The organism is Halobacillus mangrovi (assembly GCF_002097535.1).
Lineage (GTDB): Bacteria > Bacillota > Bacilli > Bacillales > Halobacillaceae > Halobacillus > Halobacillus mangrovi_A.
Window position 1 is genome coordinate 1203195 of record NZ_CP020772.1, and the last position, 13087, is coordinate 1216281.

10 protein-coding genes are annotated in these 13087 nt (G+C 41.4%); 7 read left to right on the plus strand and 3 right to left on the minus strand.

The window, feature by feature from the left end:
- Window positions 1-132 precede the first annotated feature (132 nt).
- Both HM131_RS05795 and HM131_RS05800 read right to left on the minus strand, forming a co-directional pair.
- Window positions 133-1818 (minus strand): M4 family metallopeptidase, encoded by a 1686-nt coding sequence (locus tag HM131_RS05795; protein ID WP_085028832.1) that lies wholly within the window; start codon window positions 1816-1818, stop codon window positions 133-135.
- A gap of 307 nt (window positions 1819-2125) precedes the next feature.
- Window positions 2126-2797 carry a hypothetical protein gene (locus HM131_RS05800; RefSeq protein WP_085028834.1) on the minus strand — a complete coding sequence of 224 codons (672 nt, stop codon included), beginning with the start codon at window positions 2795-2797 and terminating at the stop codon, window positions 2126-2128.
- 186 nt (window positions 2798-2983) lie between these two features.
- Here HM131_RS05800 and HM131_RS05805 point away from each other — a divergent pair, with 186 nt between their 5' ends.
- The 3 genes from HM131_RS05805 (at window position 2984) to HM131_RS05815 (ending at window position 6860) form a co-directional block, all read left to right on the plus strand.
- Window positions 2984-3466, plus strand: a complete 483-nt coding sequence (locus HM131_RS05805) for a hypothetical protein (RefSeq protein WP_085028837.1) — start codon at window positions 2984-2986, stop codon at window positions 3464-3466.
- Window positions 3467-3771: 305 nt separating this feature from the next.
- Window positions 3772-5211 (plus strand): sodium:solute symporter family protein, encoded by a 1440-nt coding sequence (locus HM131_RS05810; RefSeq protein ID WP_085028839.1) that lies wholly within the window; start codon window positions 3772-3774, stop codon window positions 5209-5211.
- A 14-nt stretch (window positions 5212-5225) separates the two neighbouring features.
- The gene (locus HM131_RS05815) at window positions 5226-6860 is read left to right on the plus strand and encodes an amidohydrolase (RefSeq protein WP_085028841.1); all 1635 of its coding nucleotides are present in this window, start codon (window positions 5226-5228) and stop codon (window positions 6858-6860) included.
- A 93-nt stretch (window positions 6861-6953) separates the two neighbouring features.
- On the opposite strand, the gene HM131_RS21220 is transcribed toward HM131_RS05815, so the two are convergent.
- On the minus strand, window positions 6954-7034 hold the full coding sequence (locus tag HM131_RS21220; RefSeq protein ID WP_332308739.1) for a hypothetical protein: 81 nt from the start codon (window positions 7032-7034) through the stop codon (window positions 6954-6956).
- Window positions 7035-7247: 213 nt separating this feature from the next.
- Here HM131_RS21220 and HM131_RS05825 point away from each other — a divergent pair, with 213 nt between their 5' ends.
- The 4 genes from HM131_RS05825 (at window position 7248) to HM131_RS05840 (ending at window position 13079) form a co-directional block, all read left to right on the plus strand.
- Window positions 7248-8438 (plus strand): CdaR family transcriptional regulator, encoded by a 1191-nt coding sequence (locus tag HM131_RS05825; protein ID WP_198162731.1) that lies wholly within the window; start codon window positions 7248-7250, stop codon window positions 8436-8438.
- A 140-nt stretch (window positions 8439-8578) separates the two neighbouring features.
- Window positions 8579-10300, plus strand: coding sequence for a sugar phosphorylase (locus HM131_RS05830; RefSeq protein ID WP_085028847.1), 1722 nt, complete (start codon window positions 8579-8581; stop codon window positions 10298-10300).
- On the plus strand, window positions 10297-11457 hold the full coding sequence (locus HM131_RS05835) for a glycerate kinase (protein WP_085028849.1): 1161 nt from the start codon (window positions 10297-10299) through the stop codon (window positions 11455-11457). Before HM131_RS05830 ends, HM131_RS05835 begins: the two co-directional genes overlap by 4 nt.
- Window positions 11454-13079 (plus strand): sodium:solute symporter family protein, encoded by a 1626-nt coding sequence (locus HM131_RS05840; protein ID WP_085028851.1) that lies wholly within the window; start codon window positions 11454-11456, stop codon window positions 13077-13079. The genes HM131_RS05835 and HM131_RS05840 overlap by 4 nt, the downstream gene beginning before the upstream one ends.
- Window positions 13080-13087 lie beyond the last annotated feature (8 nt).

Below are 13087 nucleotides of genomic sequence, written 5' to 3' on the forward strand. Positions count from 1 at the left end.
TGTCATGAGGGCAATTACAACTTTAGATGGAGAAGTTTTATTCAGCGAAAGTGAAGGGAAATCAATCAAACCGAAAGTACACCATAAAAAGAAGCTGACGCCAGGCCAGCTTCTTCATTTTTCAATATCATTTTATTCAGTAATCCCTACCTTATTGAATCCATCCTCAGTCGCCAGAGCTTCTTCACTGCCTTCGCCATAAAGATCCACTGCAGATTGAATCAGCACTTCTCTTGCGTAGCTGAAGTCAGACTCTGGAGCCAGATAAACGGTTAGTGCACGGTAGTAAATTTGCCCAAGTTTCTCTTTGCCGATTTGTTCGCCTGTAATATAAGCGGCATGGTTAATGATGGAAGAGTTGATGTGAACGCCGCCATTATCCAGATCAAGTGGAAGGTCATAGTACTCGTCCATGTGGGAAGGGTACATGCCGTTTCCATCGCCATATTCTACATAGGCAGAGCCAACTGGATATTTACTTGGGTTGCTTAAGCTTCGTAGTGATTCTCTTCCTGAGGCCACGGCTTCTTCAGCCATGATGTCTTCACCGACTTCCCAATCTTCTTCGTCAACAAGCGCGCCGAAAATGTCAGAGAAGGCTTCGTTTAGCGCTCCTGATTGGAATTCATATTTCAAACCTGCCGAGTGAGTGGTGACTCCGTGTGTCATTTCGTGAGCCGCCACATCAAGACCTGCAGATAACGGAATGAAGAATTCCCCGTCTCCATCTCCGTACGTCATTTGGCGGCCGTTCCAGAAGGCGTTGTTGTAATCTTCTCCAAAATGCACGCTTGAGATGATTGGCATACCTTCACCATCAATAGAATTACGGTCATGCTCTTCTAAGAAATAATCATAGACTTCTTCAGAGTTGTAGTGAGCGTCTACCGCTGGACGATCATAGTCATCAGTAAAAGCAGCGTCGTTAGATTGGAAAAGCTCACCTGGCAGCTGGTTGTATGCCCAGCTGTTCTTAAAGTCATACGTGTAAATTCCGTCTAAATTCTCATGCGTTTGATCGAGCAGGTAGAACTTTGTTCCATCTTTAAAGGATTTGTCATTCTGGTGTGAGATATGAAGCTGACGATGGTCACCGAGTACACCTAATCCAGCTCCAGTGGAAGATTGATAGCCATCTGCATGCATGATCGCATTATATTGATCGATGACTTCACCTGAATTCGCATCAACGTAGACGAACCAGTTTCCTGGTTGCTCACCCATAAACGTAACATTGACTTTGTAAGCTAGGTGATTTTCATCATCGAATGGATAAATCACTAGCTCTGAAGAAGGTTCATATGGAAGCTCCTTAGGCGCTTTCACAGCAGCTTTGGCTTTTTTAAGACTCTCTTCTTTAGAAAGAGAAGCTTCCGTTGAAATCGAGGAGTCTTCGACCGATTCATTGAACTGTCCGCTTACAGCCTGAACACGGTTATCACTACTATAATGGACAGTAATTGCATGCCCATCGACTGGAACGCCATTTTTCTTCTGCTGCAGCTTCACATGCGTCATGCCTAGCTGGTCCTTTTTAACCTCAGCAGCGTCTAAGCTTTCTTCGGGAGCATCAACTTTATATTTGGCATTGTTTTTCTTTAAGAACGCTTTTGCTGAACGTTCGTCAGCTTTGTTTTGTTTCTCTGCTTGTTTTTCTTTGACAAAGAAAGGTTTATTGCCATTCGCTTTATGTACGTTTTTCTGTACAACTTCTGTTGGGGTCTGTGTACTCACAGCTAAAGTACTGGACGGGGCCACAGTCCCCATAACTAAGGCAGACGAAAGTACGGCCATTGGAATAACATGTTTTTTCTTCATTACATACCTCCTAGTTGGAATATAACCAATTATAGGAAAAAATGTTGAAAGTATACAGAGTATATCGAACTGTTTGAATTTTCAGATATAGTTAACGGTAACTAGGACTAAAATCACCTTTATTAGATCAAATTCTCTCTTGTTCACGGTAGTTAATCAGCGAAATTTGCTGGAAAATCGACGAAATCGTATTTGGAATCGCTCAAATGTTTGAGGGATTCAACGATTGCTAAGAGGATATCACTCAAAACGAAGAAGAAATCAACAATACGGTCAATAAAAGAAACTCGGCTAGGCGCCGAGTTCCTCACTCTTTTCTTATTTGAAAGTTTACATAAATTTCAGCCGCTTCTTCTGCAGTCATGTTGAATTTATCTGCTGCTTTCTCCGCAACGACCGGGTCATGGTATTGAGGATCATAACTCTTACCGGAATCCGTGAGTTTGTCGTACTGATCTTTCATGTAGCTGTAGATTTCTGAATCATCCACCTCATCTAAAACTTTGTAAGCCGTAGCTGTCGGAGTAGGGCTGAAGTAGTGTTCATTCTTCATAATGATAAAGGATGTAGCCCGTGATACCTCAAACGTATCGGAAGGATCAGAAAGTGTGATGGAGTCCACTTCACAGGAATAATCAATATGATCTTCATCAAAAGTTTTTATAAAAGCCTTAGAATCGAATTCTTTTAAGAGCTCGTACTGTTCTCTTTCCGTCAATGACTCAAACTCCTTGTTCAACTTTCCAGTCAGCTTAAATCCAAAATGCGTGGTATCTCCTCTCAAGATATTCTCTACATCTTCCACTTCTAATTCAGTGGAGACATACTTGGCAAGGTCGCCTTGTTTCAATTGATCCGCAACCTCATCCATAAATTGATTCTTCACTTTTTCGCTTTCATCTTTACTATCGTTTCCGTCTGCGGTCGCACAGGCTGCTAGCAAGGTGCAAACGAACCCCAGAATAAGGACCCATCTCATTGTAGGATTCCTCCCTTCCCTTATTTTTTATATTTAGGGAAAGGAGAATTGATTCAAAGATTTTATTTTTCGATAAAATTAGTGATGGTTTTTATTGGAAGGCTGCACTTCTATATACATAAGCTGAAAACTTAAAACATAAGATAGATTCGAATCATTCAAGGGTGAAGGAGATGAAGAGTTGTCATGACCGGAAATCAGAATAAACTAGCAAATTTATTAAGTATATGTGGGATTTTATTTATTTTATTTGGAGTAGTCTCTAGTTTTGTATTTTTTGGAGATGAAGAGTTAACTGCCACTATACCTGGTCTGCCTACAGCAATGGGATGGAGTGCGTTAGCAAGTGGACTTGTTTCTGGGATTCTTTTTTTCGGTTTTGCAGAAGTTATCAAACTACTTCAAGGTATCTATGACCGGAGCCTTGCAGGGACCACACTGAAAAATGACTCTTCTTCCATCACTGATGACGGCCTTAACGTTATGGAGTTTAACTCATCTGGGATTGACCCTGAGGATGAACATGAAATTCGGATCTATTTTGCCGAGCGAAACCAGACGATTCATTCTATTACACCTACAAACCAAGTGGGTGTTTATATCGTAGACGTGAATGGGGAGAAGAAGAAAGTTGAAGCGGGTGGGTTTGCGGTGAAAGTCTTACATTAAAATGTAGAGTAATAGGTATGCCCTCTTAGGCCTGTGCAAAAAGTAACTTCCAAATAAAGGAAGTTACTTTTTTGTTATCTGAATTTCTATGTAGTATGGAGATGATCAACAACAATCGCGAACAATTTTGACAATAAAAAATCAATTAAATCTCTTTTGACCTACTCCTCAATAATGAATCTTATGGAAATATTCAACTAACCGCTAGTTATATCTTCGTGTCTCTTCCTTTTAACTGGTAAAACCAATGAAGAATGATTTATTATTTTAATATAGATAAAATTCAGACTTTATGGAGGTATGACATGGGTTGGTACATAGGATACTTTCTTGTTTATTTCGGGTTACTTTTTGCTATGGGGTTTTGGTATTTCTTTAAGGTCAAAAGTTCGGATGATTATTTAATCGCTGGCTGGAGTATGGGTTTTTGGCCAATCGTTGGTACTATCATAAGTACATTTTGTGGAGCTGCTGTTTTCATCGGATGGGTAGGGATGGGATTTACTGTAGGTATGTCTGGCTTTTTTAAGTTCGCTTTACCAGCCTATCTATTTACTTTACTTTTAATTGTATTATTTGCTAAGCCGCTTAGGCGTCAACGTTTATATACTTTAGCTGATTTATTCAGTGAACGTTTTGGAGACAAACTGGGGATCTTCCCATCTGTACTCTCAGCTTTTATTTACTCAGTTCCCACTCTCGCTTTGCAAATTGTAGGAATGTCGACCGTCTTCACATTAGCATTTGATATGTCTTTCAATACAGGAGTGATTTTCTCATTCGCCCTAATTCTTGGGTTTACTATTTTAGGAGGACTACCTGCGACCATTATTACAGATGCCATACAATCTATCATACTTGTTATTGGAATTGTTGCTTTGTTTATTGCCAGTATTTTTTACGGAGGAGGCGTTCAAGAGATCCTGCAATCCACACCTTCTGATTACTTGACCCCATTTGGTCAGGAAGGCGTAAGCGCTGTGCTTATTTATGCCTTATCCGTCGGTCCGTTTTATTTGATATGGCAGTCCACGTGGCAAAGGATTTTTGCTTCAAAATCAGCGGAAGTCGCTCAAAAAGCTGGAATTACTGCGGTTATTATTGCTACGCTCATCTCTCTTTTACCGTATTCTATCGGAGTTATCGCTCGTCAATATGTGCCTGCAGATATTAATCCAGATCTTGTATTCTCGTATGTAACGGTTGAGCTTTTACCTCCTGCTCTTGGAGGAATCATCCTAGTTGGTTTACTGTCAGCTCTTATGACTGGAGCCGATTCGTTCATTCTCCAAGGAAGTTCGAACTTAACACAAGATCTTTATGCGCGTTTAATTAAACCTGATGCAAATGAAAAACAAATGATGGCCGTTTCCAGGTGGAGTGTAGTGATTATCTCAGTACTTGGTTTAATTGTTGCTTATAATATCACGAATATTATTTCTATGTATCAATGGGCGCTCAGACTATCGGCGGTAACGCTTGTGTTCCCTTTTTTAGCCGTGATGTTTTGGAGAGGAGTTACGGCAAAAGGAACGTTCGTTTCCATGATACTGGCAGCGACTGTCACCATTGTCTGGCCCTATTTAAAATCACCTATAGATGTCACTCTTGTGGGGTTCTCAGTCTCCTTCATTACCTTAGTGATTGTAAGTTTATTCACCTCCCACTCTCGGACAGAAAGAGTAAAAGCTGTCTATTATGAAGACTTTGAAAGGGCTCGAAAAAATCTACATGACTCAGCATGAAAAGGAGTAATTTAATGAGATATGATCAGATTATATATAATGGAAACATTATTACGCTGGAAGAAGGACTTGAAAGGCCCGTAGCAGTCGGTGTAAAAGAAGGAAGTATAAAAAAGGTTTGGAAGGAAGAAATTCGTAGTTCCATTAAAGCTGATGAATGGATTGACTTAGATGGACGTACACTCATCCCAGGATTTATCGATACTCATAACCATTTGTTTATGTATGCGAGGCAAAAAGTTCAATTAAACTGTTCTACACCTCCTAATCTAAATATTTCTGACCTACTGGAGTTGATTCGGCTAGAAACGGAGAAGCTACCAGATGGTGAGTGGATTGTAGGATATGGGTACGATGATACGCTGCTGGAGGAAAGCCGGCATATTTTTCGTCATGAACTAGACAAGGTTGCTCCTCATCATCCGGTCTTTATCAGACACATATCTGGTCATCTCGCCATCATCAACTCTAAAGCTTTGGAATATTGCGATATACCTGATTCGGTTAAGGACCCTTCAGGTGGACATTTTGGACGTGGAGAAAGTGGATTCTTGAATGGGATTTTATATGAATTGCCAGTTCTCGAACGAGTTATGAACCGGATACCGAGGCCTTCTGTAGTTGAACTTGTTACTCAATTGGAAAAAGCCGCCCATGATTATCTTAAAGAAGGGATCACGACTAGTACAGACGCAGCTGTAGGGTTAGACCTAGATTTTGATGAATATCGTGCTCATGTCGAAGCTGTTGCGAGTCGTAAAAACCCATTGCACATGCGCTATATGATCTTATATAGCCTTTTGGAAAATGGGGAATTGGAAGGGCTGAACAAATCAGAACTTCATTCTCGCATACAGAAAGACACTGAAGGCCGTGGAAAATTGGATAGTGTAAAGCTTTTTCAGGATGGATCCATTCAAGGGTACACAGCAGCCTTAAGAGGCGGATATTACAAGAATGAAAACTATAATGGAGATCTGGTTCATAAACAAGAAGATTTTAATAATTATATAGAAAAATACCATAACCAAGGCCATCGAATAGCTATACATGGGAACGGAGACTTGGCCATAGCATCTATTATTGAAGCTTATACGAACGCCTTAGACAAGAACCCTAAAAGAGATCATAAGCATCGAATAGAACATCTTCAGACGGCGAAAGCTGAAGATCTAGACTTAATGCAAGATTATGAAATAGCCACCTCCTTGTTCATCAATCATATCTACTATTGGGGAGATCGCCACCGCGAGATTTTTCTAGGTCCAGAAAGAGCTTCCCAAATGAATCCAACGGCAAGTGTAGCTCGCCGCGGCCTTCTCTACACCTTGCATTCGGATTGCCCCATTACACCTATATCTCCGCTCTTTTCGATTTGGGCGGCAGCCAACCGAATTACCCGTGATGGACATGTGTTAGGTGAAGAAGAGAAGGTTTCTGTTCAAGAAGCCTTGAAATCTATGACTATATATGGAGCAAGATTAAACGGGACTGAGGAAGAGAATGGTTCGATCAAGGAAGGGAAGCGGGCAGATTTTGCAGTCTTGGAAACAAATTTACTACACGTTGATCCGATAATGATTAAGGATGTGGAAGTGGACATGACGATTATTGATGGTGAGGTAGTGTACCAAAGAGAGATTTCTTAAGGTCCAATTGAGGATAAGTTTTTACTAACAAATAGATTTAAATGATTAAAAACCATTCCCTATTAGAATAAGGGGATGGTTTTTGCTTATTATTTAGCTTGCATCAATGCCGCCATCGACACGATATTGGCCTCCAATGATAAGTTTACTATCATCAATCGCTAAGAACAACACAAGTTTTGCAACATCTTCACTTTCACCATAACGGGCGAGAGGGATGGTTGCTTTTTATCTGATTCGCCTCTTCAGGGTTGAAGCCTTTTTCAAGAGAACATTGGTAAACTTTTTTTTATATTTAGTTTAGAGATACCTTCTACGCTTGGCTATTAGTAAATCTCCTGTACAATGTGATTAACTAAGTGAGGAAAAATGGAGTGTTCGTTAAGTATGCTGATACCTAAAGAAGTCGCACAATCAATCGTGCACGAAACAGAATCGATTATGAATAAAAATATCAACTTTATGGATGAAGAAGCTAAAATCATCGCAAGTTTGGAGCCGACTCGGGTCGGGGATTTTCACGAAGGAGCGGCTGAAGTACTGCGAACCGAACAAAAAGTAGTCATCTCATCAAAAGAAACTTACCTTGGTGCGAAGCCTGGCATCAATTTACCAGTAAGACTTCATGAGCAGGTAGTTGGTGTTATCGGTATCACAGGTGATCCCGAAGAAGTGGATCAGTTGGGGGCTCTTTTGCAGCGAATGACAGAAATACTGATCAAAGAAGCATACTTAGATGAACAAGTAGAACTAGAAAATCAGGCGCGTGAAACGTTCGTTACAGAATGGATCAACAATCGTTTTGATGATGAAAAGCTTTTTGCGACACGAGGTTGGATGTTTGGCATCAATATATATAAAGCTAGAGTTGCGGTTCTTTTAGAGATGAGCGGGTTTCAAGATTATTGGTATAAAAGAATCGGAACTTCAGATGTCGATGTGAAAGAGGAGGTAAACTTACAGCGATACAGACGAGCTGTAGAGCGCTTGATTTCTCGGCACTTTCCTGAGAAGAACGAGCATGTTTTAATTCCGAACGGGAGCTCTAGTTATACTTTATTATTGTCGGTTAATGAACAAACAGAGCATCAACAGCGGAAAAGATTAATTACCTCAAGGATTAATGAAATACAACAGGCACTGGAAAAAACATATCAACAAAAGAGTGTGGCAGGTATCGGCAGTGTATGTCATTCACCAAAAGAGTTGTGGAAATCAGTGGAAGAAGCGGACAGGGCGTTACGCTTCGGGGTGGACCATCAACGAGCGTTTTACTTCTTTGAGGATCTTGGCGTGGAGTCATTCATGTATGATTTATCTGAATCGATCAGGGAAGACTTTATCGAACGGAAGCTCCAACCTTCTGAATTAACGTCAATCCCTGATTGTTTCCATACGCTGGAGACTTTTTATAAGAATGATGGATCAATAAAGGCTACAGCAGAAGCCCTTCATATTCATAAGAACACGTTACAGTACCGATTAAAAAAGGTGATGGAAGTAACGGGGTATGATCCTCGCAACATCAATGATTCAACCTTGCTTCAAATCGCTTTGGCATTCTATAAGATTACCTGAAAGACATCGTAATAGATGTCTTTTTTGTTTTTAATAACAAAATATAGGGAGTGAAAATCTTATATCTTTGGTTTATGTAACATAGAAAATGTTCTGAATCTTTCTTATGATAGCGTTAACATACTTAGGAGGGAACAGAAATGAGTCAAAAAACTATAGATACAATCCAACAGAACCTCTATGAAGTGTACGGTGAAGAAAAAGGTTCTCGAATTTTGAAATCGATTCATAATCTTATTGATCAATATAAACAAGCTGCTCAGCAGAAAGAATGGGTAGATGAGAAAGATATCATGCTGATTACCTACGGAGATTCAATTAAAAGTTCAGAACAGAAACCTTTGCATACTTTAAAAGCATTTTTAAATGAGTATGTAGGAGATACGATTAACTCTGTACATATTCTGCCTTTTTATCCTTATACGTCAGATGATGGGTTTTCCGTTCAAGACTATCTGAAGGTGAATCCCGAACTCGGAAACTGGGAGCATGTTCAAAAGCTTGCAGAGGACTATGATCTCATGTTCGATGCCGTGATCAATCATATTTCAAGTAAGAGTGATTGGTTTTTAAATTATTTGAAAGGCGAGCCTGCTTATCAGGACTATTTTGTTGAGTCTGATCCTTCTCTTGATCACAGCTCGATTGTCAGGCCAAGGGCTTTGCCACTGCTTACAAAAGTGGAGCATGTGGAGGGAACAAAGTACGTCTGGACGACATTCAGTGACGATCAAATCGATCTCAATTATGAAAGTGAAGCATTATTCTTAGAAGTACTTGAAATCCTTGCTCAATATGTTAAACACGGAGCGCGTTACTTGCGTCTTGATGCCATAGGATTTTTATGGAAACGCTTAAACACTACAAGTATTCATTTGGATGAAACCCACCTGATCGTCCAAGTGATGAGGGATGTACTTGAGGAAATTTCACCAGGCACGATCATTATTACGGAGACGAATGTTCCGCATAAAGATAACATCAGCTACTTTGGAGATGGATCGAATGAAGCTCACATGGTTTACCAGTTCCCGCTTCCACCGCTAACACTGAACGCTTTTCTATCAGGAAACGCCAAGCATCTATCTGAGTGGGCGGACTCACTGGAGCCGACAAGTGACCATACCTCCTTTTTCAATTTCCTGGCTTCCCATGATGGGGTAGGGTTACGACCTGTTGAAGGAATCTTAGATGAAAATGAAGTTCAAAAGATGGTCGACAGAGTTAAAGAGAACGGAGGCTATGTTTCCTATAAAGATAACGGAGATGGAACAAAGAGTCCTTATGAACTAAACATTAACTATTTGAGTGCATTGAAGAAGTCGGAAGATTCACAGCAGCGAACCGTGGAACGTTTTATTGCGGCACAAACCATTTTGTTATCTGTAAAAGGTGTTCCTGGCATTTATATTCATAGTCTCTTAGGTTCTGAGAATGATCAGAAAGGTGTTGAGGAGACAGGACGTAATCGTTCCATCAATCGGGAAAAATTATCTGCAGAAGACTTGGAGCAAGAATTGAAAACAGAAGGAAGCTTGCGTGAAAGAATTTTCAGCGGATGTATGGATCGGATTGAGAAACGAAAAGCTGAAAAGGCGTTCCATCCAAATGCAGACCAAAAAGTGCTTTTCATAGACGATCGATTGTTTGCGATAACTCGAACCAATGAGGAAACGGGTGAAAAGCTGGTAGCGATCATTAATACATCCGAGCAGCAGATTGAAGTTCCGGGAGATTCTCTGCAAAAGGAATTAAGGCATAACGGATTCAAAGATGTGATTAATGAGTCCACCTATTCTTCAGAGCTAACCACCATTACCGTTGAGCCATACCAAGCGATGTGGTTGAAGGAGGCTGAATGATGAGAATCATTGTTGCGCCTGATTCATACAAAGGCTCAATGAGCAGTGCGGAAGCATGTGCAGCTATTGAATCTGGGGTGAAAGATTACGATCCGTCCTATCATATTGAATCTATACCGATTGCTGACGGCGGAGAAGGAACGGTAGAAGCGCTCGTCACAATTTTAGAGGGCGAAATTATATTAGAAAAAGTTTTTGATCCATTAGGAAGAGAAGTGACTGCTGAATACGGCTGGATCAATGAGACAAAAACGGCGATCGTTGAGACAGCAGCGGCATCGGGGCTGCCAAGACTAAAGGAGGAGGAGTTGAAGCCATCAGCTGCTTCGACTTATGGTACGGGCCAGCTTATTCAAGCAGCACTCGAACGAGGGGCAAAGAGAATCATCCTTGGTTTAGGAGGAAGTGCCACGGTCGATGCCGGTACCGGGTGCTTTCAGGCGCTCGGCGTGAAATTTTTAAATGATGAAGGAAAAGAATTGGAGATGAACGGTAAAGCTCTACAACATGTGACTAAAATTGAAACCGATACCATATCTGAACTTTCGAATCAGGTCGAGTGGATAATAGCCTCTGACGTGACGAATCCGCTGTTAGGACCCGAAGGTGCGATTTCCGTTTTTGGTCCGCAAAAGGGAGTGTCAGCGGCACACTTGACTGAATTTGAATCAGGTATGGAGCGATACGCCTCTGTAGTAGAACAGCACACTGAGAAAGTGGTGAGAAATTACGAAGGCAGTGGAGCCGCTGGAGGCTTCGGTTTCACCTTGTTCAGCCTTTTGGAAAATCTTAAAGTCGAGAGCGGTTTTGAATTGATCGCAAAACAAGGAGAGCTAGAAAAGCTTATCAGTGATGCAGATCTCGTCATCACGGGTGAGGGAAAGATAGATACTCAGACCTTATACGGGAAAGGCCCTATCGGAATCGCACGATTAGCACGCAAGGCGCGTGTTCCTTGTATCGCTTTTACAGGAAAATCGGAAGGCGATATGAGGAGGGCTAAGGACGAGGGACTTTTATCTGTCCTTCCCATCGTAGATGAGCCGATGACACTGAAGGAAGCTATGGAATCCGGTCCTGAACTGTTGAGAAAAGCAAGCAGACGTTGTATGGAGATCTATCATTTGAAACAAGGGAAAGGAGAGATTCATAAATGAGCAGTTTTACTTTAATTGATTACGCTATCTTTGTTGTTTATATTCTTGGTACCGCTTTAGTTGGTGCAGCTTTTGGTAAAAAACAAAAATCAACGAAGGATTATTTCCTTGGAGGCCGGAGTATCCCATGGTGGGCGATCGGTTTATCCGTAATGGCGACACAAGCCAGTGCGATCACATTTATTGGTGCACCTGGATGGGGTTACGATGGTGGTCTGACGCGAATGACTACGTTCATTAACGTGCCGCTGGCGATGGCCTTCTTAATTGCAACAATCGTTCCTTTTTTCTATAAAACCGAAGTGTATACGGCTTATGAATACTTAGAGCGTCGTTTTGACGTGAAAACGAGAATATTAACTGCTGCGCTATTCCTTATTGCGCGTGGACTTGCAACGGGGGTTGTACTCTATGCTCCGGCACTTGTTTTATCAGTTGTAACGGGTATGGACGTAAGCGTCACCATTATTTTAATGGCCGTGATTGCTGTTTCTTACACCGTACTTGGAGGAATCAGTGCGGTTATTTGGACAGACGTCATTCAAATGGTTGTGCTATGGGTCGGAGCTGGACTGAGTGTCTTCGTCATCTTCCAAGATGTCCCTGGAGGCTGGGGCGAAGTGATGACGACTGCATCTCAGACTGGAATGCTTGAATCACTGGACTTTTCCTTTGACTTATCTGTCGAGTACAGCATTTGGGCTGGTGTCATCGGAGGTTTCTTCCTGCATGCTGCTTATTTTGGTACCGATCAGAGCCAAATCCAAAGGGTGCTTACGAGTAAATCGATCCGTGAGAGTAAGCTATCTCTAGTATTGAGCGGGGTCTTGATGATTCCTCAAATGCTTCTTTTCTTACTGATTGGTGTGCTTCTTTATATTTATTACCAATATGCAGGCGATCCAAATATCGAAAACTTGAACGAGCTGTTCCCACGTTTTGTTGTCAATGAACTGCCTGTAGGGATTTCCGGATTGATCATGGCAGGTGTTTTTGCCGCTGCAATGTCCAGTCTGGACTCTGCGTTGAATTCTTTGTCTGCCGTGTCTGTGCGAGACTTTTACAGCAAGTTCTTTAAGAAAAATGCATCCGAAGAACACTACTTGAAAGCTTCCCGTTATGCAACCGTATTCTGGGGAATCTATGCAACGATTTTTGCATTCTTTGCTGGTAACCTAGGACCTGTCATTGAAGCGGTAAACAAAGTCGGTTCTTATTTCTACGGAGCCCTTCTTGGTGTGTTTATCCTGGCGATCTTTACAAAGCGAGTAAATGGCACAGGTGCTTTTATTGGGGTTATTGCAGGTATGATCTCTGTTTGGGCAGTAACGGCTTTTGGAGAGATTTCCTGGTTATGGAATAACCTTGTCGGGGCAGTTGTCGCTGTTGTTGTCGGATATCTGGTAAGTAAGCTGTTCAAAGCACCATCTGCAGAAAAAGTGGATGGACTTACAATTGATCGTAACAGCAGTGATGTTCAGAAGAACCTTGCTTCTCGTGCTGAAGCGGCAAGTTCTGTAGAAAGTGTGAAAGAGGAGAAGAGTACAAAAAAATGGCCACTTTACTTGGTTATCTACTTCTTCGTAGTTATTGCTTTCCTGCTTTACTTACAAAACCTGTAGGAGGCTGA